The organism is Nocardia crassostreae (assembly GCF_001613405.1).
In the GTDB taxonomy this organism is placed as follows: Bacteria; Actinomycetota; Actinomycetes; order Mycobacteriales; family Mycobacteriaceae; genus Nocardia; species Nocardia crassostreae.
The window spans coordinates 496,597-522,682 of the sequence record NZ_BDCH01000012.1 but is presented as its reverse complement, the minus strand read 5'-3'; the positions used below and the strand labels follow the sequence as shown (position 1 = coordinate 522,682).

The 26,086-nt window shown below is 67.4% G+C and carries 23 protein-coding genes; 9 read left to right on the top strand and 14 right to left on the bottom strand.

Translation table 11 applies throughout. The features are described 5' to 3' along the window. The first annotated feature begins 8 nt into the window (after positions 1 to 8). The 5 genes from NC4_RS09210 (at position 9) to NC4_RS09190 (ending at position 6,087) form a co-directional block, all read left to right on the top strand. Complete coding sequence (locus tag NC4_RS09210; RefSeq protein ID WP_084528717.1) at positions 9 to 1,220, top strand: serine hydrolase domain-containing protein; 1,212 nt, start codon at positions 9 to 11, stop codon at positions 1,218 to 1,220. Positions 1,221 to 1,237: 17 nt separating this feature from the next. Continuing rightward, the gene (gene casG / locus NC4_RS09205; RefSeq protein ID WP_067534985.1) at positions 1,238 to 2,896 is read left to right on the top strand and encodes a steroid-24-oyl-CoA synthetase; all 1,659 of its coding nucleotides are present in this window, start codon (positions 1,238 to 1,240) and stop codon (positions 2,894 to 2,896) included. 6 nt (positions 2,897 to 2,902) lie between these two features. After that, a complete protein-coding gene (locus NC4_RS09200) occupies positions 2,903 to 4,645 on the top strand; it encodes an N-acyl-D-amino-acid deacylase family protein (RefSeq protein ID WP_067534983.1) in 1,743 nt (580 codons plus the stop codon). A gap of 22 nt (positions 4,646 to 4,667) precedes the next feature. Then, positions 4,668 to 5,447, top strand: a complete 780-nt coding sequence (locus NC4_RS09195) for an SDR family NAD(P)-dependent oxidoreductase (protein ID WP_067534981.1) — start codon at positions 4,668 to 4,670, stop codon at positions 5,445 to 5,447. Positions 5,448 to 5,697: 250 nt separating this feature from the next. Then, positions 5,698 to 6,087: a hypothetical protein gene (locus tag NC4_RS09190; RefSeq protein ID WP_157554414.1), complete on the top strand. Its 390-nt coding sequence runs from the start codon at positions 5,698 to 5,700 to the stop codon at positions 6,085 to 6,087. Here NC4_RS09190 and NC4_RS09185 read toward each other — a convergent pair. Next, complete coding sequence (locus tag NC4_RS09185) at positions 6,084 to 6,977, bottom strand: NAD(P)H-binding protein (protein ID WP_067534976.1); 894 nt, start codon at positions 6,975 to 6,977, stop codon at positions 6,084 to 6,086. The two genes, NC4_RS09190 and NC4_RS09185, sit on opposite strands and share 4 nt — an antisense overlap. Positions 6,978 to 7,044: 67 nt before the next feature. On the opposite strand from NC4_RS09185, the gene NC4_RS09180 reads away from it, so the two are divergent. Further along, positions 7,045 to 7,851, top strand: coding sequence for a LysR family transcriptional regulator (locus NC4_RS09180; protein ID WP_067534973.1), 807 nt, complete (start codon positions 7,045 to 7,047; stop codon positions 7,849 to 7,851). 240 nt (positions 7,852 to 8,091) lie between these two features. On the opposite strand, the gene NC4_RS09175 is transcribed toward NC4_RS09180, so the two are convergent. The 6 genes from NC4_RS09175 to NC4_RS09150 all read right to left on the bottom strand — a co-directional run bounded on the left by NC4_RS09175 (position 8,092) and on the right by NC4_RS09150 (position 16,253). Beyond that, positions 8,092 to 8,871, bottom strand: coding sequence for a sirohydrochlorin chelatase (locus NC4_RS09175; protein WP_067536064.1), 780 nt, complete (start codon positions 8,869 to 8,871; stop codon positions 8,092 to 8,094). Then, on the bottom strand, positions 8,868 to 10,277 hold the full coding sequence (locus tag NC4_RS09170; protein ID WP_245721573.1) for a uroporphyrinogen-III synthase: 1,410 nt from the start codon (positions 10,275 to 10,277) through the stop codon (positions 8,868 to 8,870). The genes NC4_RS09175 and NC4_RS09170 overlap by 4 nt, the downstream gene beginning before the upstream one ends. Beyond that, positions 10,274 to 10,666, bottom strand: a complete 393-nt coding sequence (gene nirD / locus NC4_RS09165) for a nitrite reductase small subunit NirD (protein ID WP_067534970.1) — start codon at positions 10,664 to 10,666, stop codon at positions 10,274 to 10,276. Before nirD ends, NC4_RS09170 begins: the two co-directional genes overlap by 4 nt. Before the next feature lie 65 nt (positions 10,667 to 10,731). Next, positions 10,732 to 13,302: a nitrite reductase large subunit NirB gene (nirB, locus tag NC4_RS09160; protein ID WP_067534967.1), complete on the bottom strand. Its 2,571-nt coding sequence runs from the start codon at positions 13,300 to 13,302 to the stop codon at positions 10,732 to 10,734. Positions 13,303 to 13,327: 25 nt separating this feature from the next. After that, complete coding sequence (locus NC4_RS09155; protein WP_157554412.1) at positions 13,328 to 14,779, bottom strand: nitrate/nitrite transporter; 1,452 nt, start codon at positions 14,777 to 14,779, stop codon at positions 13,328 to 13,330. Between the two features lie 259 nt (positions 14,780 to 15,038). Beyond that, complete coding sequence (locus NC4_RS09150) at positions 15,039 to 16,253, bottom strand: MFS transporter (RefSeq protein WP_067536053.1); 1,215 nt, start codon at positions 16,251 to 16,253, stop codon at positions 15,039 to 15,041. Between the two features lie 143 nt (positions 16,254 to 16,396). On the opposite strand from NC4_RS09150, the gene NC4_RS09145 reads away from it, so the two are divergent. Beyond that, positions 16,397 to 17,068, top strand: a complete 672-nt coding sequence (locus NC4_RS09145) for a FadR/GntR family transcriptional regulator (protein ID WP_067534964.1) — start codon at positions 16,397 to 16,399, stop codon at positions 17,066 to 17,068. Between the two features lie 197 nt (positions 17,069 to 17,265). Continuing rightward, positions 17,266 to 18,732, top strand: coding sequence for an MFS transporter (locus tag NC4_RS09140; RefSeq protein WP_067534962.1), 1,467 nt, complete (start codon positions 17,266 to 17,268; stop codon positions 18,730 to 18,732). A 69-nt stretch (positions 18,733 to 18,801) separates the two neighbouring features. Here the strand turns inward: NC4_RS09140 and NC4_RS09135 are convergent, their stop codons facing one another. From NC4_RS09135 to NC4_RS09110, 6 genes are all read right to left on the bottom strand, one after another. After that, entirely contained in the window at positions 18,802 to 19,653 is an 852-nt protein-coding gene (locus NC4_RS09135) for a TIGR02569 family protein (protein ID WP_067536049.1), read from the bottom strand. 81 nt (positions 19,654 to 19,734) lie between these two features. Then, positions 19,735 to 20,067 carry a hypothetical protein gene (locus NC4_RS09130; RefSeq protein ID WP_157554410.1) on the bottom strand — a complete coding sequence of 111 codons (333 nt, stop codon included), beginning with the start codon at positions 20,065 to 20,067 and terminating at the stop codon, positions 19,735 to 19,737. Positions 20,068 to 20,069: 2 nt separating this feature from the next. Next, a complete protein-coding gene (locus NC4_RS09125) occupies positions 20,070 to 21,776 on the bottom strand; it encodes a WXG100-like domain-containing protein (RefSeq protein ID WP_067534956.1) in 1,707 nt (568 codons plus the stop codon). A 4-nt stretch (positions 21,777 to 21,780) separates the two neighbouring features. After that, positions 21,781 to 22,248: a YbaB/EbfC family nucleoid-associated protein gene (locus tag NC4_RS09120; RefSeq protein ID WP_067534953.1), complete on the bottom strand. Its 468-nt coding sequence runs from the start codon at positions 22,246 to 22,248 to the stop codon at positions 21,781 to 21,783. Positions 22,249 to 22,371: 123 nt separating this feature from the next. After that, the gene (gene moeZ / locus NC4_RS09115; protein ID WP_067534950.1) at positions 22,372 to 23,559 is read right to left on the bottom strand and encodes an adenylyltransferase/sulfurtransferase MoeZ; all 1,188 of its coding nucleotides are present in this window, start codon (positions 23,557 to 23,559) and stop codon (positions 22,372 to 22,374) included. Between the two features lie 116 nt (positions 23,560 to 23,675). Further along, on the bottom strand, positions 23,676 to 24,770 hold the full coding sequence (locus NC4_RS09110) for a DUF3152 domain-containing protein (protein ID WP_439957490.1): 1,095 nt from the start codon (positions 24,768 to 24,770) through the stop codon (positions 23,676 to 23,678). A 332-nt stretch (positions 24,771 to 25,102) separates the two neighbouring features. On the opposite strand from NC4_RS09110, the gene fasR reads away from it, so the two are divergent. Next, the gene (gene fasR, locus NC4_RS09105) at positions 25,103 to 25,768 is read left to right on the top strand and encodes an HTH-type transcriptional activator FasR (protein ID WP_067534947.1); all 666 of its coding nucleotides are present in this window, start codon (positions 25,103 to 25,105) and stop codon (positions 25,766 to 25,768) included. A 68-nt stretch (positions 25,769 to 25,836) separates the two neighbouring features. Here fasR and NC4_RS09100 read toward each other — a convergent pair whose 3' ends face one another. Next, positions 25,837 to 26,064, bottom strand: a complete 228-nt coding sequence (locus NC4_RS09100) for a DUF3107 domain-containing protein (RefSeq protein ID WP_067534945.1) — start codon at positions 26,062 to 26,064, stop codon at positions 25,837 to 25,839. Between the last annotated feature and the right edge of the window lie 22 nt (positions 26,065 to 26,086).

Genomic DNA, 26,086 nt, shown 5'->3' with positions numbered 1-26,086 from the left:
CGGAACAGATGGATACAGCATCGCGCAGCGATTCGGTGAGGGGTGGTGGCCGGGCGACGGGTGGGCGCAGCAATGTGGCAGGCTTCCGTACCGATAAATTCGCCGATCTCCGTGTGGCTTTCACCGAACAGGTGGAGTCCGGGACCGAACTGGGCGCTTCGCTGTGCGTGACCGTGGACGGCGATCCGGTGGTGGATCTGTGGGGCGGCTGGGCCGATCCCGCCCGGACCACTCGCTGGGGCGCGGACACCCTGGTCAATACCTTCTCCATCACCAAGACCATGACGGCGCTGTGCGCGCTGCTGCTGGTCGATCGCGGTGAACTGGACGTGCGGGAGAAGGTCGCGCACTACTGGCCGGAGTTCGCCGCCAATGGCAAGGCCGATATCGAAGTGCGCCATCTCCTTTCGCACACCTCCGGGGTCTCGGGCTGGGAGGCGCCGATCGAGATTCCGGATATCTACGATGTTCAGGCGTCCACCGCGCGCCTGGCCGGGCAGGAACCGTGGTGGGAGCCGGGCACGGCATCGGGCTATCACGCGCTCAACTACGGGCATCTGGTCGGCGAGATCGTCCGCCGCATCACCGGCCGCACACTGGCCGAGTTCTTCCGCGCGGAGCTCGCCGGTCCGCTCGGCGCGGATTTCCACATCGGCACCGGCCCAGAGGATTTCGATCGCATCGCGACCCTGGTGCCGCCGGAGTTCGCGCAGTTCGATCAGTCGGCGATCCCCAAGGACAGCGTGCTCTACAAGACGCTGTTCCAGCCGCTGCTGGACTTCGAGTTCTGCGCCACGCCCGGCTGGCGGCAGGCCGAACTGGGTGGCATCAACGGCCACGGGAACGCTCGCTCCATTGCTCGCGTCCAGTCGATCGTGAGCAATGTCGGCGAGCTCAGTGGGCGGAAGTTCCTGTCGGACAAGACCATCGAGCTCATCTTCGAGCAGCAGTCCGACGGCGTGGATCTGGCCATCTTCCTGCCGCTGCGCTTCGGGCTGGGCTACGGCCTGCCGCAGCCGCAGACCGCCCCGCACATTCCGGGCGGCCGGGTGTGCTGGTGGGGCGGGCTGGGCGGATCCATGGTCGTCAATGACCTGGATCGGCGGATCACCTTCGCCTACGCCATGAACAATATGGCGCCCGGCTTGATCGGATCCGAACGCTGCGACGCCTACCTGAAGGCCGTCTTCGGCGAAAAAGCAGTACGGCAGCACCACTAATCATCAAGGATCTGATCATGACGAAAGCTGTTGACCTCCAAGCCCTCGCCGCGCAGATCGCCGAAAAGCTCACCGGTCCGGGCGGACCGTTCGAGATGACGGTGGACGAGGTGCTGGGCGCGAAGATCCCGGTCTTCCGCAACCGGCGCCGCTCGCTGCTGGAACTGCTGGAGGCCTCGCGCGAACTCGGTGACCGCGACTATCTGGTCTCGGCCGAGCGGCGCATGACCTTCGCCGAGCACTACGAGGCGGCGGGTGCGCTGGCGGCGTCCTTGGCGCAGCGCTACGGGATCGGGAAGGGCGATCGGGTCGGCATTCTGGCCGCCAATACGCCCGAATGGGTGCTGACCTTCTGGGCCGCGCAGCGCCTGGGCGCGATTCCGGTGGGCTACAACGCGTGGTGGGCGCCGCAGGAGATCGTGTACGGACTCGATCACACCCAGCCGGTGGTGGTGATCGCCGACGCCAAGCGCGCCGAGCTGCTCGAGCGGACGGGTACGCGCATCCCGGTGCTCACCATGGAACACGATCTGCACACGCTGGTCGCGGAATACGCGGGCGAGTATCCGGAAACCGCACTGGCCGAGGATGATCCGGCCTGCATTCTCTACACCAGCGGCACCACCGGCCGCCCCAAGGGCGTGGTACACACGCACCGGAACATGGTGGCGGTCAGCGACTATCACCGTTTCACCGATGCGCTGGCGGCAGGATTCCGGGGCCTGCCCTGGGACGGCTCGCCCGCGGGCCGTCGCTACCTCACCACCTCGCCGCTGTTCCATATCGCGAGCCTGCACAATCTGGCCGTGCCGCGCATTGTCACCGGCGATACCGTCGTCTTCCAGACCGGCGCGTTCGAGACCGACAAGGTACTGTGGCTCATCGAATCCGAGCGCATTACCAACTGGGCCGCGGTGCCGACCATGGCCAGCCGCCTGCTGTCCGCCGATCTGACGCAGTACGACCTGAGCTCGCTGGCCGCCTTCTCGCTCAATGCCGCACCGTCCTCACCCGCCTTGCAACAGCGGCTGCGGGAACGGCTGCCGGTCGCTCAGGTGGCGCTGACCACCAGCTACGGCTGCACCGAGAGCGGCACCGCGGCGACCGTCGCCACGCCCATGGAGCTGGCCGCCGATCCAGAGACGGTGGGCCGCGCCATTATCGGCGTCGCCGTCGAGGTCCGGGATCCGGACGGCACCATGGTAGCGGACGGCACCGAAGGCGAGATCTGTATCCGCAGCCCGTACGTCATGCTCGGCTACTGGAACGACGAGGCCGCCACCGCCGCGAGCATCGACCCGGATCGCTGGCTGCGCACCGGCGATTTCGGGTTCGTCTCCGAGGGGCGGCTCTACATGGCCGGTCGCCGATCGGATCTCATTCTGCGGGGTGGCGAGAACGTCTATCCAACCGAGATCGAGAACGCCCTCGACGAGCATCCCGCCGTTCTGGAATCCGCCGTGATCGGCGTGCCGCACGAGGATCTCGGTCAGGAGGTGGCCGCCATTGTCGTGGTCGCCGATCCGGAATCGCTGACCGCGGACGAGTTGCGCGATCACGTGGCGCAGCGGCTCGCCTATTTCAAGGTGCCCGCGCGCTGGCTGATCACCGCAGATGCCCTGCCGCGCAATGCCACCGGCAAGGTGCTGCGCCGCGAACTCTCCATAGGGGACTGAAAACCCATGTACGACACCATTATCAAGAACGGGCGCTGGTTCGACGGCACCGGCGCGCCATCGGCCATGCAGCATATCGGGATTCGGGACGGGCGGGTGGTGACCGTCAGCGCCGAACCGCTCGATGAATCCGGCAGCCGGGTCATCGATGCCACCGGGCAGTGGGTGCTGCCCGGCATGATCGACATCCACACCCACTACGACGTGGAAGTGCTGCTGGATCCGACCCTGTCGGAGTCGGTGCGGCACGGCGTCACCACCATCCTGCTCGGATCCTGTTCGCTGTCGACCGTGCATGTGGGCGGGTCGGATGCCGGTGATCTGTTCGGCCGGGTGGAGGCCATTCCGCGCAAGCATGTGGTGGCGGCGGTCGACGATCTCAAGACCTGGAACAGCGCGCACAGCTATGTGAGTGCGCTGGAGTCCCTGCCGCTGGGCGCGAATCTCGCCGCGTTCATCGGCCATTCGGATATTCGCGCGTCCCAGCTGGGCCTGGAACGCGCCACCCGCCCGGATGTCAAGCCCACCGAGGCCGAGCTGAAAGCCATGGAGCACAAGCTGTCCGAGGCCCTCGATGCCGGTTTCGTCGGCATGTCCTCCCAGCAGCTGCTCTTCGACAAGCTGGACGGCGAGGTGTGCCGTTCGCGCACGCTGCCCTCGACCTATGCCACCACGCGGGAGCGCCGCCGCCTCAATCGGATTCTGCGCGACCGCAAACGGGCATTGCAGGGCGGTCCGAATGTGGCGCGCCCGCAGAGCCTGATCGCCATGGCCGCCTCCAGCCTCGGCATCTTCCGCCCGAATCTGAAGGTGAGCCTGCTGTCGGCGGCCGATATCAAGGCCATTCCGGGCATCGTGAAGATATTCCCGTTCATCGCCAAGATCCTCAATGGCCTGGGCGGCGACTTCCGCTGGCAGCACCTGCCCGTCCCGTTCGAGGTCTACTCCGACGGCATCGATCTGCCCGTATTCGAGGAGTTCGGTTCCGGCGCGGCCGCTCTGCACCTGTCCAATCAGCTCGAGGATCGCCGCGAGCTGCTCACCGACGAGAACTACCGCCTCTGGTTCCGCAAGGACTACGACAAGAAGTGGGGCCCGCGCGTCTGGCACCGCGACTTCTTCGATGCCGAAATCACCGAATGCCCCGAAGAATCCGTCATCGGCAAGACCTTCGGCCAGGTCGGCGTGGACCGCGGCGGCGTCCACCCCGTGGACGCCTTCCTGGACCTGGTCGTAGAACACGGCTCGAAAGTCCGCTGGCGCACCACCATTTCCAACCATCGCCCCGAGGTCCTGGATCGGCTGGCCGCCGATCCCAGTGTGCAACTGGGCTTCTCGGATTCCGGTGCGCACCTGCGCAATATGGCCTTTTACAACTTCGGCCTGCGCCTGCTGAAGCGAGTCCACGGCGCCCAGCAATCCGGCCGCCCCTTCATGACCGTCGAACACGCCGTGCACCGCGTCACCGGCGAACTGGCCGACTGGTATGACCTCGACGCCGGTCATCTTCGCGAAGGCGACCGCGCCGACGTGGTCATCATCGACCCGGCTCGTCTCGACGAGAGCCTCGACGCCTACGCCGAGAATCCGATTCCGGTGTTCGACAACCTCTCCCGCATGGTCAACCGCAATGACGCGACTGTCACCGCGGTCCTGGTGAACGGCGAATACGTCTTCGGCCGCGGCGAGAAGGCCCCCGTCCTCGGCAAGGAGCGCACCGGCCGCTTCCTCCGTGCCGGTCACCGCTGACCCGTATCTCCAAGGAACTCCCATGACCACAGCCAGATTCGACGGCAAAGTAGCCGTCGTCACCGGTGCCGCCTCCGGCATAGGTTCCGCCATAGCCACCGCCCTGATCGCCGAGGGTGCACAGGTTGTCGGCCTGGACATCGACGAACCCGGATTGCAGAAGAAGTCGGCCGAACTGGGCGATTCCTTCGTTCCCGTCGTCGCAGACGTCACCGTCGAGTCCCAGGTCGAGTCCGGAATCGCCACCGCCGCAACTCGTTTCAGCCGTTTGGATATTGCCTTCAACGTAGCGGGCGGCTCTCGCATAGGCGCTATCACCGACCTGGCCGAAGCCGACTGGGACTTCACCGTGGACCTGGTCCAGAAGAGCGTCTTCCTCTGCACCAAACACGAGTCCCGCCTCATGCGCGACACAGGCGGCGGTGCGATAGTGAACATCTCCTCCCTGGACGGCCGCATCCCCATGCCCGTCGGCAGCCCCTATGCCACCGGCAAAGCGGGCGTCGTCATGTTCACCAAGAACGCCGCCCTGGAACTGGCCCAACACCGCATCCGCGTCAATGCCGTCCTCCCCGGCCTGGTCGACACCCCCCTGGTAGCCGCCATCATGGGCTACGAACCCGCCAAACAAATGTTCCTCGACCGCATCCCGTTAGGAGCCGCCGCCACCCCCGAACAGATAGCGGCCCCCTGCCTGTTCCTGGCCTCCGAGGACGCGTCCTACATCACCGGCATAGACATGGTCATAGACGGCGGCTGGGAACTCTCCAATTTCCCCAACCTGGCCAAGCTGGCGGGCTGATGCCCTCGACGACAGCGCGCTCGCTGCCACACGGCATCGCGAACCTCGGCGCAGCGCCGCACAAGGGCGGGGTCCGTCGTGAACGCCGCTCCGGCCGCCGCCCCGCGTTCGTGAGGCGGAATGTCCATGCAAGCCAGCACTTCCGCATCGGTGACAGGTTCGCCGGTGAGTGTCGAGGCGGATGGGGCATAGCCATCGCTGTGGCCGTTACTATGTCGGCGTTCGTAGATCGTTTCGGGAGGGGTTGCGCGTGCGGGTTGCCGCAGGGATATTCGGGCTTCTGGTTGTTGTTGCCGGGGCTGTGATGATGTGTTTCGGCTTCATGGCTCAGAAGGATTTGCGTGACGATTCTGCGCGAAAGGCAATGAATCTGGGTTGGTTCTGTGAGGCGGATCGGGACAACCCCGCGCGGGAGGAATGCCGTTGGGGTAGATGGGACGGGAGCGAATTCACCCGCGGTGAGGACACCCTGGCGGTCCGGGAGCGCACGGGCGAACTGATCAGCAATGTCGTGTTGATCGGTGGCGCTCTCTTCGTCGGCGGATCGGCCCTGACGGGCGGGGCGCTCGCCGGTCGGGGCACGGCGGGTCCGGTGATGTCCGCCGTGCCACCGGCGCCGAGTGCGATGTCGAGGTACTAGGCCCCGACTGCCGGGGCGAGGGTCTGTTCGCACCACTCGCGGAAGGTGGTTAGGCTCGTGGTTGCCGGGGTGCGCGGGATGGCGTTGTCGAGGCCGTTGTTCTTGGCGGTCATCATATCGACGTAGGCGGTCGCCACGGCGTCGCTGACGCCTCGGGCGGTCAGTCCGGCTCGGAAGTCGGCGAGGGACTGCTGCCGGTAGTGGATGGGGCGGTTCAGGACTTGGGACATGGTGTGCGCCATGTCGTTCGGAGTGAGGTCCTGCGGTCCCAGGACGGGGACCTCGGCTGTTCCCGACCAGGTGCGGTCGAGCAGGAGACGGGCGGCGGCTGCGGCGATGTCGCGGGTGGCGACCAGGGGGGCGGCGTGGTCGGCGGGGGCGGTGCCGGTGAACACGCCGTGGTCGCGGATCGGGATCGCTTGCCAGAGCAGGTTGTCCATGAACGACGGGTTCGTCAGAGCGCGGTAGGCGACGCCCGTGCTCGCGAGGAGGTCGTCCATGGCCAGGGAGGCCGTCACGTGCCCGGCGCGGCCCGCGACGGGAGTGCCGCGGCCGAGGGCCGAGACGTTGACTACGTGTTCGACGGCGTGGGTGGTCAGGGCCTTGGCGGCGGCGCGGGTGAAGCCGGAGAACGCGGTGTCCAGGTTCGGCGCTTGCAGGTCGGGCGGGACCAGCCAGAAGACGGCGTCCGCTCCGGTGAAGGCGCGGTCCACGACATCCGGATCGCCGTGCGATCCGGTGACGATGTCGACGCGGGAGCGGATCTCTTCCGGGAGTTTTGCGGGGTCGCGCACGATGACGCGCAATTCCTCACTGCGCGTGGGGGTTTCGAGAAGGATGTCGAGGAGTTGGCTGCCGATGTGGCCGGTGGGAGCGGTGAGAACGATCATGCTTCGAGTCTCGGGACGGATGTTCGCGGCGTCCAAGACCCTTTCCGGAGATTGATACCGTGAGGGTATGGATCTGGATCTGCGCAAGCTCCGCTACTTCGCCGCAGTGGCCGAGCACCGGCACTTCGGCCGGGCGGCGGAGAAGCTCTATATCGCCCAGCCCGTGCTCAGCCGTCAGATCAAGGCATTCGAGCGGGAATTGGATTGCGTGCTGTTCGAGCGGACCACCCGGACCGTGGAGCTGACCGCAGCCGGGAAACAGCTCTACGAGGAGGCGCGGGGGATTCTCGCGGCCGTCGACGCGGCAGTGCGGCGCGTGCACGACGCCGACCGCGGCGTACGCCGGTTGGTGATCGCCTTCTCCACCGGATTGCATGTCTCCGAGGCGATCCGGGAATTCACCAGGCGCCACCCGGAGGTCGAAACCGATGTCGTCCCGGCGCGCTGGTGGGAGCGGGACACGCCGCTGCGCGACGGCCGCGCTCAAATCGGTTACCTGAGAAAACCTTTCGATGACACCGGATTGCGCATCATCCCCGTCGGTCTCGAACCCCGGGTGGCCTGTATGCCCGCGACCCATCCGCTGGCCGCGCGCCGCGAGCTCACCCTCGCCGATCTCGAGGACGAGCCCATGCTCGACGTCCACGGCAGGCGCGCATTGTCACTGGAGGAGAAGTTCGAACTCATCGCCTCCGGCCACGGCCTGATCCTCGCCCCGCTCAGCGTGGCCCGCGCCTACGTCCGCCCAGACCTCGTCCACCGCCCCGTCACCGACGCCCCCACGGCCGAGACTTGCCTGGCCGTCGCCGCCGATCAGCCCGACAAACTGGTGCGCGAATTCCTCGACATCGCCATCACGACGCTACGGCCCTGATCGGCAGCGTCATCGCGGCCAGTTGCGGTACATGTGAGGATCGGTGCCGGACAACAGGTACCGGTCGGTGGGCTGGATGGTGTCATGGTTGCGGCGCGAACGGCCCGGCCGCGCGGAGTCGGTGGCGCGCAGGCGGGTCAGACGGCTTCGGACCACCGCCGATCGCTCTCGAATGTTCGGTTGCATCGCCCGAGCATGGCGAACGAGCGGTGGTTCACGCCACCGAATTTCGGGGCGTCGTCAGGCCACGCGGACCTCGGTGAGGGTGCGGGCCGCGGTGCGGTAGCGGTCGGCGATCAGGCGGACGACCGCCGGGTGGACGCCGATGGGTTCGGCGACGCCGTCCGCTCCCGCCTCGTGCAGGCGCTCGTAGAAGAGGCCGTGGGCCAGCAGATACGAGGCGATGAAGACGCATTCGGCGCCGGACTCGCGGGCGGCGGCAACGACTTCCGGGACGCGCGGCTCGCCGGTGGCGATATAGGCCAGGCGGACCGGCGCGCCGATCTGCTCGGCCAGCATGCCGGTGGCGCGTTGCACATCCTGGCGGGCGCGGGGATCGGAGGAACCGGCGGCCGCGAACACGACGGCGTCGCCGGGACGCCAGCCCGCGGCGCGCAGGCGCATACGCATAATGGCCGCCAGCGCCGGATCCGGCCCCATGGCCTGGGTGACCGCGACCGCCGGATGGGCACTCGCGGCCACCTCTCGGGGCACATCCTGATAGACGTGGAAGCCGGAGGCCAGGAAGGCCGGAACCACCACGGCGGGAACGGGATCCAGATCACCCAGCACCTCGGACGGCGACGGTCCGAGGACGTCGACGAACGCGGTGCGGACGCGCGGGGCGTCCGCTGCCGCGGATCCACGCAACGGTGTCGATGCGGCCCCGAAAGCGGCACCGGCACCTGTCTCTGCGGCGCCGAGTTCGCGCGCCACGGCCTCCGCCAGGGAGGCGATCATCTGCACGCCCCGGGTGCTCCTGGTGCCGTGGGCGACCAGAACCAGGGCCGGGGCGCTCACCACGCCCCCGCGACGGGAGCCGGGCGCACCGGCCGCACCGGCGCGCCGGAACCGGTGACCGGGGGCAGCTCGGCCGCATGCTGTGCGCTCGCCGGGAAGGCCGGGCGGGCCTGCGCGTTCACGGCGGGCAGATCGGCGGAACTGCGCGGCGGGAAGACCGGACGCGACGGGGACTGCGGACGAGCCGGGAGATCCTGGCGCGGACCGAATCCCGCGGAACGAGACGTCGGCTGCCGGGCGGGCGCCGGTTCGGGATGCGGATTGTCGATGCATTCCGCCGGGTCCAGCGCGAGCCGGTAGCCGCGCTTGACCACGGTCTGGATCGCCTTCGGCGTACCCAGCCCCGCCCGCAGGCGGGCAATGGCGGTCTCGACGGCGTGGGTGTCGTCGCCACCGCCGGGCAGCGCCGCGAGCAGGTCCTCACGGGAGACCACCCGGCCGGGCTGGCGGGCCAGCGACCGCATGAGCGCCATGGGCGCGGGCGCGAGCTGCCGCACCTGACCGTCGACCACGACGCACGCGCCGCGCACGCTCAGAATGTGACCGGCGGCCTGAATCCGGTTGGCGCGCCGCGGCAGTTCCTCCGCGACATGGCGGGCCAGCGCACCCAGCCGGGCCCGGCCGGGCATAGTGGTGGCCACGCCCAGCTCCTCCAGCGGAGCCGCGGTGATCGGCCCGACGCAGGCGGGGAGCACCCGGCCGCGCAGCGCGTGCAGCACCGCTTCCAGCAGGCCGGTCTCCTTGGCGCGCATCAGCAACGACGCCACGGCGGGCGCGGAAGTGAAAGTGACGCAGTCGATTCCGGCGGTCACAATGGCCTCGATGAGCCGGTCCATGGGAGTGCGGTCCTCCGGCGGGATCCAGCGGTACACCGGCACCGGCACGACATCGGCTCCGGCGCAGCGCAATACCTCGCAGAAGTCCGGGACGGGCTCCCATTCGGTGGTGGCGCCGTGCAACTGGACCGCGATGCGGACGCCCTCGACGCCCTGGGCGAGCAGGTGATCGAGCACCTCGGCGCTGGATTCCGAAGCGGGCGACCATTCCTCGCGCAGTTCGGCGGCGCGGATGGCGCCCTTGGCCTTCGGGCCGCGGGCCAGCATCCGGGTCGATCCGAGGGTATTGCGCAGGTCCTCGGCCAGCCCCCAGCCCTCGGCGGCCTCCATCCAGCCGCGGAAACCGATACCGGTGGTGGCGACGGTGAGCTGCGGCGGATCGACCACCAGCTGGCGGGTGACCCGCTCCAGTTCGGTGTCGTCGGCCAGCGGAATGATCCGGATGGCCGGAGCGGAGACGATATTCGCACCGCGGCGCGCCAGCAGGGTGCCGAGCTCGTCGGCCCGGCGCGCGGCGGTGATTCCGATGGTGAATCCGGCAAGCGGTGTGCCCGCGTCGATCTCGGTCATGCCGAACCGCCGGGGAAGACCATGGGCTCGTTGGCCACCGCGACCACACCGTCCGCCACCCGCACGGCGTACACCGGCAGCGACATGGTCCCGTCGTCGAGGCAGTGCCCGTCCATGAGCGAGAAAGCATGCTTGAGCAGCGGGGACGCCATCACGGGCACCCCGCCGCGATCACCGACGATGCCGCGCGACATGACCGCCGCCCGACCGAACGGATCGATATTGCCGACGGCGTACAGGCTGCCGTCGGTGAGTAGGAAGAGGGCTGCCTGACGGCCACCCTTGAGCAGTACCGCTACGCCGCGGCCGGGAATCAGATAGTCCAACCGGCAAGCCTGGGTCCAACCGCTGATGCTGGTCGCGGTGCCGGGTGTGTCGATCACGGTCATCGGTAACTCTCCTCCGAACGCCTTACCTATTGGTACCGGCGTCCTGTTTCCAAGCGGTTAAGCAGTCATTTCCCGTGCGTGGCGGACGCGGCGTCGGTGCTCACCGCCGCGGCGCCGACCGGAATCTCCGGAATTCCGAGCAGCACGGGCACCTTGCGCGCACCGCTCTCGTCGAATCCGATGGTCGGATCCGCCTCCTCCGGCGCGTTCACGAAGGACACGAAGCGCGACAGCTTGCCCTCGTCCTCGAGCACGGCGGCCCACTCGTCCTTGTACCCGGCGACATGGCGCTCCATGGCTTCCTCCAGGTCCGCGGCAATGCCGAGGCTGTCCTCGCAGATGACCTGTTTCAGGTAGTCGAGGCCGCCTTCCAGGGCCTCCTGCCACGGCGCGGTGCGCTGCAGCCGGTCGGCGGTGCGGACGTAGAACATGAGGTACCGGTCGATATAGCGGATCAGCGTCTCGTCATCGAGGTCACCGGCCAGCAGCACGGCGTGCTTCGGGGTCAGACCGCCATTGCCGCCCACGTACAGGTTCCAGCCGTGCTCGGTGGCGATGACGCCGACGTCCTTACCGCGCGCCTCCGCGCACTCGCGCGCGCATCCGGACACGGCCAGCTTCAGCTTGTGCGGGGAACGCAGACCACGGTAGCGCTTTTCCAGCAACACCGCCATACCGACCGAATCCTGCTGACCGTAACGGCACCAGGTGGACCCGACGCAGGACTTCACCGTGCGCAGCGACTTGCCGTAGGCGTGACCGGATTCCATGCCCACATCGACCAGGCGCTTCCAGATGAGCGGCAGCTGCTCCACCCGCGCGCCGAACAGGTCGATGCGCTGACCGCCGGTGACCTTCACGTACAGGCCGAATTCCTTGGCCACCTCGCCGATGGTGATGAGCTGTTCGGCGGTCACCTCGCCGCCGGGCATGCGCGGCACCACCGAATACGTGCCGTTCTTCTGCATATTGGCCAGGAAGTGGTCATTGGTGTCCTGCAGCGCGGCCTGTTCGCCGTCCAGAATGTGATCGCTGGAGGTGGACGCCAGAATCGAGGCCACGGTCGGCTTGCAGATATCGCAGCCGGATCCCTTGCCGTACTTGCCGATCAGATCCGAGAACTTGCGAATCCCGGTGGACTGCACGATGTGGAACAGCTCGGCGCGCGACTGCGCGAAGTGCTCGCACAGCGACTTGGAGACCGCCACACCCGACTGCTCCAGCAGCTTCTTGAGCATGGGAACGCAACCGCCGCAGGAGGTTACGGCATTGGTGCAGCTCTTGATGGCGGGCACGTCGCAGGCCCCGTCGGCGATGGCGCCGCAGATGGAACCCTTGGACACATTGTTGCAGGAGCAGATCTGGGCATCGTCGGGCAGCGCGTCCGCGCCCAGTTCCGCACCGGCCGGGGAGATCAGCGCGGCCGGATCGGCGGGCAGCGGGCGGCCGACCAGCGGGCGCAGCGCCGAATACTGGGTGGCATCGCCGACCAGCACGCCGCCCAGCAGGGTCTGCGCGTCATCGGAGACCACGAGCTTGGCGTAGGTGCCCTTGGCGGCATCGTGCAGCACCACCGACAGCGCGCCCTCGGTGGTGCCGTGCGCGTCACCGAAGCTGGCCACGTCCACACCGAGCAGCTTCAGCTTGGTGGACAGATCCGCGCCCGGGAATTCACCCGCGCCGCCGAGTAGTCGGTCCGCGACCACCTCGGCGGTGCTGTAGCCGGGAGCGACCAGGCCGTAGCAGACGCCCTCGACGGCGGCGACCTCACCAATGGCGTAGATGTTCGGATCCGAGGTCTGCAGACCGAGATCGGTGATGACGCCGCCGCGCGGCCCGACCTCGAGCCCGGCGGTGCGGGCGATCTCGTCACGCGGGCGGATACCGGCCGCGAACACCACCAGCGCGGCCTTGATCGTCGACCCGTCGGAGAAGGCGACCTCGAGCCGCTCGGAAACCGGTGCGTCCGCGACGGTTTCGATCGACGAGGTGCCGACGCCGGTGTGCACGTGCAGCCCCAGCTCGGTGACCAGCTTCTCCAGGATGGCGCCGCCGCCCTCGTCGATCTGGGCGGGCATGAGCCACTTGTTGAATTCGACCACGTGCGGGGTCATGCCCAGCAGCCGCAGCGCATTGGCGGCCTCCAGGCCGAGCAGGCCGCCGCCGACCACGATGCCGACCGCGCCCGGACCGGCGGCCTCGGCCGCGGCGCGGATGCCGTCGAGATCCTCGAGGGTGCGGTAGACGAAGGTGCCCTCGACGTCGTGACCCGGCACCGGCGGCACGAAGGCATAGGAGCCCGTGGCGAGAACCAGTGCGTCGTAACCGATCACGTCACCGGTGGAGGTGGCGACCTTGCGGGCCGCCTTGTCGATCGTGTCGGCCTTGACGCCCAGACGCACCTCGACCAGCTCGTCGCCCTCATAGTCGTTGCCCGGCAGCGCCAGCGCGGAGGTCTCCCAGAGACCGACGTAGGAGGACAGTCCCACGCGGTCGTAGGCGGCCAGCCGCTCCTCGCTCAGGACGATGATCTGCCAGGCGCCGACCTCGTCGCGGGAGCGCAGCGCCTCGACGAAGCGGTGGCCGACCATGCCGTGGCCGATCACAACCGCGATCTTGCGTTCGGTGTGGGTCATGACAGTCCCTTTCGTGGATGGTCGATCAGGCTCGCGCCGTGGACGTGGAGGTGGCTTCGGCTTCCAGCACCAGGGCTTCGGCCTCGACGACGACATCGGAGTCGGCCTCGGCAGCGCCGGGGCGGCGCAGGAAGACCGCGAAACAGACCGCGGCGCAGACCACGTAGAAGGCCGTGAACACCCAGAAGGCCGTGGTCGCCGAGGCAGTGCTCGCATAGGAGGAGCGCAGCATCAGGTTGATGCCGACGCCGCCGAGCGCGCCGATGGCGCCGACGAAGCCGATGAGCGCGCCGGAGGTGTTCTGCGCCCAGGCCGCGCGGGACTTCGAATCACCGGGCAGGCTGTGGGATTTCGCCTCGAACACCGAGGGGATGATCTTGGTGACCGCGCCGTTGGCAGTCCCGGAGATGACGAACAGGGCAATGAATCCGGCGATGAGCAGGCCCAGCACCGCACCGGTGGGGCGGCCCGCGGCATCGCCGAGGGCGGAGGCCGTCGCCACCAGCGCGGCGGCCGCGGTCATGGCGCCGAACATCAGGAGGGTGACCCGGGCGCCGCCGATGCGATCGGCCCACTTGCCGCCGTACGGCCGCGCCAGCGAACCCAGCAGCGGGCCGATGAAGGCGATCGACGCGGCGTGCAGGGCGGCCTGCGCGGCGGTCGCGCCGCCGGTCTTGAAGTTGATCTGCAGCACCTGGCCGAAGGCGAAGCTGTAGCCGATGAACGAACCGAAGGTGCCGATGTAGAGGAAGGCGATGGCCCAGGACTGCGGCACCTTCAGCGCCGTGATCATGAAGGACAGATCGGCCTTCTGATTGCGGACATTGTCCATGTACAGCGCCGCGCCGGTCGCCGCCACCACGATGAGCACCAGGTAGACCGCGCACACCACCGAGGCATTGCCGTAGGCATTGCCCAGGGTCGCGATGACCGCCAGGCCGATCAACTGGATGACCGGGACGCCGATATTGCCGCCGCCCGCGTTCAGGCCCAGCGCCCAGCCCTTGAGCCGCTGCGGGTAGAAGACATTGATATTGGACATCGACGAGGAGAAGTTGCCGCCGCCGAGGCCCGCGAAGGCCGCCACGATCAGGAAGGTCGTGTACGAGGTGCCGGGCTGGTTGATGAAGTACAGCGTCAGCAGCGTCGGAATCAGCAGCGCCAGGGCGCTGAAGATGGTCCAGTTGCGCCCGCCGAACCTGGCGGTCGCGACGGTGTACGGGATACGCATGAAGCCGCCGACCAGGGTCGGCACCGCGCCCAGGAAGAACTTGCCCGCGGGATCGATTCCGAAGACGTCGGCGGGCATGAACAGCACCATGACCGACCAGATCGTCCACACCGAGAAGCCGATGTGCTCGGCGAACACCGACCAGATCAGATTGCGGCGAGCAATGTTCTTACCACCGGCTTCCCATGCCTCGGTGTCCTCGGCATCCCAGTGTTCGATGTCGCGATTGCGCGTCAGCAACTTCAACTCGGCCCTCCTGAAATCTGGATGACCTCAAGGTAGGGAAGCGGTATTGCCGCAATGCTGCGCGAAATGTCGGGAAAATCAACGGTTGCTCACGAATCACGGGGAAACGTCGTGAGAATGGGCGGTATGTTTCGTCCATATGACACAAGGGTTTCCGTTGATAACGAAACCCTTGATCCCGATCGAAACCGCGGTGAGGTGAGGCATCCGCCACACAGCATGGCGAATACCTCACCGGTCGGCAACTCGAACCGAGAGATTATGCCCAGGTGTCCTCGAGCATGTGCGGCTTGCAGGCCAGCCACGCGCCGCCGAGCATGACGAACACGGCGATCACGAGGAATCCGAAGGGGGCCAGCCAACCTCCGGTCATCGTGTGCAGCGCGCCGAACAGCAGCGGGCCGACGCATGCCACGGTGTAGCCGACGCCCTGCGTGAACCCGGACAGCGCGGCCGATCCGGCGCCCGTGCGGGTGCGCATATTGATCAGCGTCAGCGCCATGGGGAAGGTCGACGGGCCCAGGCCCAGCAGCAACACCCATGCCAGCGGCGCGCTCATGGGAGCGATCAGGATGCCCGCGAAACCCACGAAATAGCAGAGCGCACAACCGATCACGACCGGGAACGGATTGCGCATGCGGCCCACCACCACCGGCGCGGACAGCGCGGCCACCAGGCCGATGAGCGCGAAGATGCCGACCATGCTGCCGCCGAAGGAGGCGCTGGCGCCCGCATCGGAGAAGATCGTCGGCATCCAGGTGAACAGCGAATAGGTAATGAGCGAGGTCATGCCGAACATGAGGGCCATGCCCCAGGCCAGCGGCGAGCGCCAGGCCTGACCGGCGGCCTCGGCGGGCTCGACGGGCATATCGGTGCTGTCCGCGCGGGCATGCGCCCGGCGGATGCGCAGCACGCCCAGCCACGGCAGCGCGGCCGCGAAGCCCAGCACCGCCCACATGCCCAGCGAGAACCGCCAGCCGTGCGCCTCCGCGACCGGCACCGCGATCATGGCCGGAATGACGGTGCCCAGCTGCACCATGAGGATGTAGACCGAGCTGAGGACGGCCAGCCGATCGGAGAAGTACCGCTTCACCAGCGGCGGGATCACCACATTGCCGATGCCCATACCGGCCAGCGCCAGCGCCGAGAAGGCAAGCAGCTCCCAGGTATTGGGGACGACCGCGCGCACCGCGCTGCCCAAACCCGCCATGAGCATGGCGATCAGCGCGGTGGTCTCCAGACCGAGACCGCGCGCCAGGATGGGCGTGAGCAGGCCCGCGATGGCGAACATGAGGGTGGGCAGCATGCCGAAGACGCCGACGATGGTGACCGAGTACCCCATGGCCTGACCGATCTCGGTGGCCAGCGGGGAGAAGGCGGTGACGGCGACACGCAGGGTGAGCGCCGATATGACAATGGCGGCGAGCACCAGCAAACGCCCCTCGAACAGAGAGCGTTTCCGATCGCGCCGCAGGTCGACGAGGCTCTTCTGCCGGGTGGCAGAAGAAAGGCCCCGTCCGGGGGCCAGGGTTTCATTCGTCGTCACAGTCACCAGCAAATCATAGGATGACCCGATGATGTGATGCAAAGAATATGAGGCACGGTACGCTGTCAGGCGTGCAACCAGTCCGGCGCACGAACCTCATCGCCCAGGTGACAGAGCAGCTTCGTGCCGAAATACGCTCCGGCCGTTGGGCCGTGGGCTCACGCATCCCCACCGAACCGGAGCTCACCGAGCTCACCGGCACCGGCCGAAATACCGTGCGCGAGGCCGTCCAGGCCCTCGTGCACGCGGGCATGCTGGAGCGCCGTCAGGGCTCGGGCACCTATGTGATCTCGACCTCCACCCTCGGCGGCACCCTCACCGAGTACTTCGCCGACGCCCAGCAGCGCGACCTCCTGGAGCTGCGCCAGGCCCTCGACACCACCGCCGCCGCGCTCGCCGCGCGCCGCCGCGACGATGTCGATATCGCCAACCTGCAGCAACTGCTCGAGGAGCGGCACAAGGCGTGGGACGACGACCTCGAGGCCGCCATCACCGCCGATGTGCAACTGCACCGCGCCATCGTGGTCGCGAGCCACAATGCAGTGTATCTTGAGTTCTACGACTCCCTGCTGCCGGTCATCGAGGCAGGCATCCGGGCACGCTCGGAGAAGGCCGGGGAGGCCTATCACGCGGAGCACGTCGATCTGGTGCAAGCTGTCATCGAGGGCGATGCCGACCGCGCCGCCCGCACGGCCAGTTGCTTCTTCGGCTCGATGATCGCCGAATATCCGGACACGCGATAAATCTTCCGAGTAACCGAAAGGTCACCACGGCGCGTCTCGGCGCGTGAGCCGGAATTACCTCGCTCGTCACCCAATGCCATGTCCGCGTAATCCTCGCTTCGTACGGTGGTACGCGACCGCAGGGACCGTCCCGCAACCCTTTTCCGCACGGGACGCCACGATGAGGGCGGTCGAACCGCTCGAGAGGAACGCTGCTCATGGCAACGGTTGAGGCGTCGGCGACGACATTCCAATATCAGAAACGCGGCCGGTGGATCGACCACTGGGAACCGGACAACAATGAATTCTGGGAAAAAGGGGGTAAACAAACAGCCCGCAAAAATCTCATCTTCTCGGTATTCGCAGAAAATCTCGGGTTCAGCGTCTGGGTGATCTGGGGCAGCATCGTGACCGCCATGGGCGCGGCCGGGTTCCCGTTCCTGGAAGGCCTCGGCAAGGGCAATCCGACCGCCGTCAGCAATGCCCTGCTGCTGACCTCGACCCCCACCCTGGTCGGCGCGGCCCTGCGCATCCCGTACACCTTCGCGATTCCGAAGTTCGGCGGGCGGGCATTCACCATGTTCAGCGCGGCCATGCTGCTGCTGCCGACCCTGGGTGTCGCCTTCTTCATCAATCAGCCCGGCACGCCGATGTGGGTGTTCCTGCTGCTGGCCGCCATCGCCGGTGTCGGCGGCGGCAACTTCTCCTCGTCCATGGCGAATATCAACTTCTTCTTCCCCGAGGGGAAAAAGGGTGCGGCCCTTGGCATCAACGCCGCGGGCGGTAACCTCGGCGTGGCCCAGACCCAACTGTTCGTCCCGCTGATCATCACCCTCGGCACGCACATCATGGCCAAGGACGCGGCCGGGTACCGCTTCGGCATCACCCTCGCGGTACTGGTGTGGATTCCGTTCATCCTGGTCGCCATGTTCGGCGCGCTGCGCTACATGGACTCCATCTCGAGCGCGAAATCCGATGGGAAGTCCTACAAGCTGGCGCTGGCCAACCGCCACACCTGGATCATGTCGGTGCTCTACATCGGCACCTTCGGCTCCTTCATCGGCTTCTCGTTCGCCTTCCCCACGCTGCTCAAGGCCAACTTCCCGGATATGGCCAAGATCGGGTGGATGAGCACGCTGGGCAATCTGGCCTTCCTTGGCGTGCTGGTCGGATCGTTCAGCCGCCCGTTCGGCGGCATGGTCTCCGACAAGATCGGCGGCGCCAAGATCACGTTGTATGTGTTCGGCGGCATGTCGGTGGCGACCCTGCTGATCGTCGCGGCCTTGGCGGCCAAGAGCTTCCCGCTCTACCTGACCGCGTTCCTGCTGCTGTTCGTCCTCACCGGCATCGGCAACGGCTCCACCTACCGGATGATCCCCATGATCTTCTCGGCCGAGGCCCGGCGGTACGCCTCCGAGCACGGTGAGGACATCACGACGGCGCTGGCCTCGGCCAAGCGCCAAGCGGGTGCGGCCATCGGCGTCATCGGCGCAGTGGGCGCCTCCGGCGGCTGGCTGGTGCAGCAGGCGCTGCGCCTGTCCAATATCAACTTCAAGAGCATGGATCCGGCATTCTTCGCCTACTCCGGTATCTTCCTCGCTATGGCGGTGGCGACCTGGTGGTTCTACCTGCGGTCGTCCTTCGCGGTGAACCGCGCGCCGTCGTTGGCCTACGCCAACGTCTAGACCCCCTGCAAGGGAAAGCCTGTCGCGCCGAGCGGATCCGTCCGCTCGGCGCGACAGTCGTTTTCGGCGCTAGAGAATGAGTCGCACCATATCGGCGGTACGGTTCAGGCCCGGGAAGGCTTCCGGCGTCGATCTCGGATGCAAGGCGTGCACCGCGAGCCGGAACATGACCGCGCGCACCAGCATCTGCGGCCATTCGGGCAGATCACGCCAGCGCTCCATGAGCCCGTCGTCCGCGCCGCCCCAGGACAGCGCATCCACCACGATGACCGCCGCGGCCCACGGCGCGGGCCGCCAGTACGGGGTGATATCGGTCAGCCCCGGCGCGAAAGTCCCTGAGAACAGCACGGTTCCGAACAGATCGCCGTGCACCAGCTGCGACGGCGAGGTCACCGGCTTCCGCAGCGTGGACAGCTGCGTGATCATGTGCAGACTGCGATCCCCGTCCGGCGAGGTCGCCGGGAGCATGCCCCCCAGTTTGAGGCTGCGCAGCGGCACCGCCTCCCAGGCCGCGCGATCCGCGGCCGCGAACACATCCACATCCGCCCACGGCGCGATCGGCGGCTGCGATAGGAACCGCGGCCGCTCCAATTGCGCGGTCACCTGATGTAGTCGCAGCGAGACCGACACCACCTCGTCGTGCCGCGGTTCCGGCGTCCCCTCCAAATAGGTGTCCGCCCGCCAGCCCGACACCACGTACCGCCCGTCGGTGGCGCGCACCGGCCGCGCCAGCCTCAGCCCGTCCACCCGCAGGTTCTCCCGCACCTTGGCCGACCAGGCGGCCCGCGCGTGATCGGTGACGGGGCTCAGCACCACATCGCCGCACCGCCACCCGCCGTCCCAGTTCCCCAGCGGAACCGGCGCTTCCTCGCGCAACCCGAAGGTCGCCCGCACGTGCTCGGGAGGTTCCACAGCAGTCATGGTCACGCGCGTACGGTACCGCTGTCCCCGTTTTCGAAAGAGAAGCCACACCGAGAAACCGCCAGGTCGGCGGCGATAACCTCACTGCTTGCGATCGAAGGAATCCCGGCTGAACCCGTCCGCGCCGTCGAATTTGTCGGCCGCCGTGAACTGCCCATCGGCGAACCCGGCAAACGTATCCGCCATAGCCCCGATGCCCGTGGTGACGGTATCCCGGATGGCGAGATAGCCCGGTTGCTGCTCGGCCCCGTCAGCGAACGTCTTCCCGAATTTATCGTCGCCCCACGGCGCACCCCGGGCGGCGAGATTCGCCTTCAATGTCGTGAGCGCCCCGCTGATCCGGCCGTTGATCGCCGCCGTCGCGTACGCGGCCTTGCGCAACTTCACGGTGTCCACCTCGACCCGATCGGCCATGATCACTCCTCCTTGCGGTTCGTATTCGTCGAATCAGGCTGCGGCGCAGTGCCACCGGCGCTCATGGTGAAGGCGACATCCACCTCGGACACCACCCCGACCGGCGGCGAATTCACCGATTGCGGCTGCTGCCCCGCCAGCCAGATGCCCTTGTCCGGCGCGGGCGCGGCCTGAACCTTGGTGGGCCACACCGGCTGGTCCCACACCACCTTGGGTCGCGTCTTGGACTTCATATCCTCCGCCGGTCCCAGCCGATCCCGGCCGGGCACCTCAGCGCGGTGGTCGGCGACCGCCCCGGGCCGCGGCGTCGAACCGTCCGCCCCACCGGGTGCACCGGACTGATTCGAACCCGAACCAGCATGCACCGACGGCCCAGCGCTGCCGGTTGCCGAACCACCGCCCGCCCCAGTGGGATTGCCCGCTGCGGAAGGCTGTGGCGAACTGGCGTGTTGCGATGATGCGCCGCTTCCCGGGGTGGCGGCGCCCGCGCTGGGCGACGTCGTGGTGGTGACGCTTTCGGGGCGCGAGGCGAAGCTCGGGTTGTCGGACGAGGAATCCCAGGATGTGGGTGGTTGCCGGTTCGGCTGGGCATCGGGGGTGGCGGCGCGCGGCGGGGCGTCCGGGGTGGAGTGCGGGGCCGAGCCGTCGGCCGTGGGGCGCGGGCTCAGAGTGTGCATGCTGTGCTCCGAGGGCGGGCGGGATCCGCCGGGACCGCCGCTCGGGCTGTCGCTGGTACGGAATACCCCTTTCCACGGACCCATTCGACCATTGGCGGGCACCTTGCCCACGGTGAAACCGCCGCGCGCGCCGCCGACCAGCCCGCCGCGCGCCATACCGCCGACCCAGCTCTCCGGGGAGGCGAGATCCACCTTGCCGGTGACGGTTGCGGCACCGAGCGCGCTGAAGACGGTGCTCATCGCGCCCGCGCCGATGCCGATGGCGGTGCCGCGCAGCACCGCGCCGCCGCGCATGTTGCCGAGCGTATCGCCGAACCACTTATCGCTCTTGCCCAGGAATTTGGCGAACTCCCGGCCCGGGATGGTGGAGACCACCGAACCCATGACGGAGGCGCCGAACTGCTTGGCGTCGAAATGGCGGCGCGTCCCGGCCGCGAGCTGGCCGCCCTGCACCATGCCGTCCATCGCCGCCGAAATCAATGCCGATTCCAGGATTTTCACCGAGTACGTGCCGATGAATCCGGACACCTTGGGCCCCAGCTTCGCGAAAAACTTGGTAATGGCGTCCTGCATCGCTTTCTCCACGCGGGAGAGGAACGAGCGGGTCGCGGCGATGGCGGCGGACTGCACCGCCGGAGCGGTGGGCGGGAACAGCCACGCCCATGTGATTTCGATGGCCAGCGCCACCCACGACATGATGATCGTGAGCTTGGTGGCCTGGATTTCGGTGGCGGTGTCGAAGACGGAATTGCGCACTTCCTCGCACACCTTGACCAGCGCCTCCACCGACTGGTCGCCGGAGCGGACAAGATCGAAGGCCGTGCCGATGGCATCGTGTCCCGCACCGGACGGATAGGCCTCCAGCGCAGCCTTTTTGGCGGTGTCGATGTCTTTCAGCAACGCACGCAGGGTGTCCGCGGCCTGCTGCCAGTCATCGGCGATATCCCACATACGGTCTTCGTCGCCGTCGGGCCAGCTGTTGCCCGTCAACCAGGCCACCCAGCGCAGTTCCGGTGCGCAGTACAGTGTCACGCGGTCACCAGCCCGCTTCCGCCACCGCCGAGTTCGGGGCGGCCGACTCCCGCTCGACCGGCGGCGGCGGCCGGTCCACCCGGGTCGGCGGCGCGGGCGGCGGGGGCAGCAGGGATCCCAGATCCGGTGCGCCTTCGACAATGTCGGACAGCTTCGGCAGGCGAAGCCGTTCCTGCTGCAGCGGAGCCATGAGCTCCCGCCACTTGGCGTTCACCTCCGACGCGGCGGCCTGCACCGCGCCGGTCATGGCCGCCGCGATCTCCGCATAGCTGAGATCGGCTATGTCATCGGCGAATTCGGTGCGAATGAGCAGCCCGTCGGCATTGACGGTCACCCGGATGCGCCGGGCGCAGGCCGTCGCCGTCGCCGTCAGCTCCGCGCGCCGCGCCTGCAGCTGCGCGATGCCTTCCAATTGCCGCGCCAGACCGTCGAGCATTGTCTCGGCGTCCGCGCGCATTCGTTCGTTGACCATCGCCGCCTCCTCGTCCGTACCGGACCAGCACAGCGAAGCCGGGTGAACTCACGATGGCGCGCAACGAAACTGGGTAATGGCGAAGATCAATTCGCCATCACCGCAGCGTAATTCGGGAACGGATCAGTACACCGGCAGCGACGGATCGACCTGATTGGCCCAGGCGATGATGCCGCCCTGCAGATGCGTCGCATCGGAGAAACCCGCGTTCTTCAGCGCCGCGAGGGCTTCCGCGGAACGTATACCGGTCTTGCAGTGCAACACGATCGGGGTGTTCTGCGGCAGCTCCGCCAGGGCCTCACCGGTGAGGATGCGGTCCTTCGGAATGAGCGTCGCGCCGTCGATGCGGACGATGTCCCATTCCACCGGTTCGCGAACGTCGATGAGGGCGACGGGCTTACCCGCGTCCAGCATCTCCTTGAGTTCGCGGGCGGTGACGGTCGAGCCGATGGCGGCGGCCTGACCCTCCTCCGAGACCACGCCGCAGAAGGCGTCGTAGTCGATGAGCTCGGTAATGGGCTCGCGCTCCGGATCGCGGCGCAGCTTGATCGTCCGGTAGCTCATGTCGAGTGCGTCGTAGACCATCAGACGGCCCAGCAGCGGGTCGCCGATACCGGTGATCAGCTTGATGGCCTCAGTCACCATGATCGAGCCGATGGAGGCGCACAGCACGCCCAGCACGCCGCCCTCGGCGCAGGAGGGGACCATGCCCGGCGGCGGGGCCTCGGGGTAGAGGTCGCGGTAGTTGATCCCGCGGCCGTCGGGCGCGTCCTCCCAGAAGACGGAGACCTGGCCCTCGAAGCGGTAGATGGAGCCCCAGACATAGGGCTTACCGGCCAGCACCGCCGCATCGTTGACGAGATAGCGGGTGGCGAAATTATCGGTGCCGTCCACGATCAGGTCGTAGCGCGAGAACAGCTCGATGGCGTTATCGGGCTCGAGGCGAATCTTGTGCAGCTCGACGGTGATTCCGGAGTTGATCTCCAGAATGGAATCGCGCGCGGAATCGGCCTTGCTGCGGCCGATATCGGATTCGCCGTGAATGATCTGACGCTGCAGATTGGACGCGTCGACCTCGTCGAATTCGACAATGCCGAGCGTGCCGACACCAGCGGCGGCCAGATAGAGCAGAGCCGGGGAACCGAGACCGCCGGCGCCGATGACCAGCACCCGGGCGTTCTTCAGGCGTTTCTGCCCGTCGACCCCGAGATCGGGAATGATCAGGTGACGGCTGTAGCGGGCGACCTCGTCCCGGGTCAGCTCCGCGGCCGGTTCCACCAGGGGCGGCAGGGACTGATGCGATGCTGTCACGCTTGCGGACTCCTCAATCGAATTCGCCGAATACTCGCGGCCACAGATGCAACACCGCGGACCGGAGTGTTCTTCCCGCAGCCTAGGCCCCGATCGCCGCCGGAAAACCGGCAGGGCTAGCCGCGCGGGTAGGGCCAGGGATTGAAACGGCACTTGCGGGCGTCCATGGGCACCACGCCGTGCGGATCCGCCGCCGCGATCTCGCTGTTCTTGGTGCCGAAGGTCTGCTGCATCATGATCGGCGCCAGGCCGCCGTCGGTCTCGCAGGGCTGGTGCTCGTGATAGCCGATAGCGTGCCCGACCTCGTGATTGATCTGATATTGGCGATAGGAGCCGATATCGCCCTCGAAGGACAGCACCCCGCGCACCCAGCGCGCCTCGGACAGCAGCACACGGCCGAGATCGGCGTTGTAGCACGAGGAATCGATGGGGATCTCGAATCCGCACGCCGTGCGCGTGGTTTGCCGGGAGGTCAGCGAGATGCGGAAATCCGGATCGCCGCCATCGACGCGCCGGAACGCGAAACGCGAATCCTGGCTCCAGCTCTTGGGATTGGACAGCGTCGCATCGACCATGCGGACCACCGAGGGGTCACCGCCGTAGGCGGAGGTGTCGATGCCATCCTCGATCCCGACGGTATAGGTGAAGACGTGGTCGGTGCCGCTGCCGACCTGCGCGGTGGCGCCCGGCAGCACATGCCAGACGCCCGTGCCCGCCTCCGTGAAGGGCCCGCCGTCGGGGACCGTCCCGGTCGGCAGATCGGCCGCGAACTTGCCATCCCCCTTGGGCGGTGCGCCGATGATGCCGGTCTTGTCGGCCATATCGCTCAAATGCCCGAACCCGGGCACTCCGGCGACCGATTGACCGCCGCCGCGCAGGGCGTCCACCGCCACCAGCACCGTCACCACCAGCAGCACCGGCAGCGCGTAGGCCCGCCAGCCGTAGGTGGAGACGAACCGCCCCAGCGCACTCTGTTTCTTGGTTTCCCGCTCCGGTCGCTGCCGGACCCGGGCGTCCTCGGGGGGAGCGGTGGGATCCCAGCGCGCCCGCAGCGGCTGATACTGCGGCAGCCTGTCACCGGAGGTGGCGGGCAGCCCGGAGGGGCCGGATCCCGATCCGTCGCCGTCGGTGTAGAGACCGAGGGGATCGTAGATCGGCCCGCTGGGTCTCCCCCGGCGTTTGGCGGACGATCTGCCCCCATGGTCGGTCACCAATCAAGACTCTCACAGAGTGCACGGGAGCACTCGGGGGCCGGGGTCGCAGCCCCTATTGCTCGGAGATAACCCCTATGGATAGCGACAGATCTCACAAATCGGGATTAGAGTTCCACTTCTGTGATCGGGCTCGCATAATCGACGGAGCGATCGCACACTCCGGATCGATCTCCGATCCGGCGCCGATCGATACATCCAGTGCTGATCGGCAACATCCAGCACACCAAATATTCGGAACCTGGATCGGCATCGGCACCCCGAGCGAGTATCGTTCGTGAGATACCCGGTGGCCATCCTTCCCGCCGGGAATCGACTGGGAGATTCGGACAATGACAGACCTCGTGGACCGGATGACCGCACATCGCATGTCATCCGAGGCCATGGCGCCGAGCAAGCGCGGCACCCGTCTGCCCCGCGAGGCGCGCCGTGCTCAGCTACTCGCGGCGGCCGGCGAAGTCTTCGTGCTACGCGGCTACCACGCCGCGGGCATGGACGAGATCTCGCAGTGCGCGGGCGTCAGCAAACCCGTGCTGTACCAGCACTTCTCGAGCAAGCTCGAGCTGTACCTGGCGGTACTGCAGAATTATGTCGACGCCCTGGTGTCGAGCGTGCGGCAGGCGCTGCGCTCCACCACCGACAACAAGCAGCGCGTGAAGGCCGCCGTGCAGGCGTATTTCGACTTCGTCGATCACGAAACCCAGGGTTTCCGACTGGTTTTCGAATCCGATCTCACCAATGAGCCGCAGGTGCGGCGGCGTGTGGAGCAGGCCACCGAGGCGTGCGTGGACGCGGTCTTCGATCTCGTCGCCCACGATTCCGGACTGGATCCCTACCGCGCCCGCGTGCTCGCCGTGGGCCTGGTCGGCGCGAGCCAGTTCAGCGCGCGCTACTGGCTGGAAGCCGATCGCCCGATTCCCAAGGAAGAAGCGGTCGATACCACCGTCGCATTGTGCTGGGGCGGCCTGAAGCACGTACCCCTGCATCCGATCGACTGATCCGGACAGAGCCAAAATAATTGCCCCGCCGAGCGAACTCGGCGGGGCAATTACCGTTTTTGGGGCGATCAGACAGCCGCGAAACCCACGCGGCCGGAGGACGGGGTGCCGATCTCCACGTAGGCGACCTTGCTGGCCTGGATGAGGTACTTGCGGCCCTTCTCGTCGGTGAGCGCCACGACGCCGGTCTCGCCCGTGAGCGCACCGGTAACCGCCGCCTCGACCTCTTCCGGGGTCTGCGAGCTGTTGATGATCAGCTCCCGCGGGCTATCCGAAATACCGATCTTGACCTCCACGGCCAACCTCCGAACCTAGAGT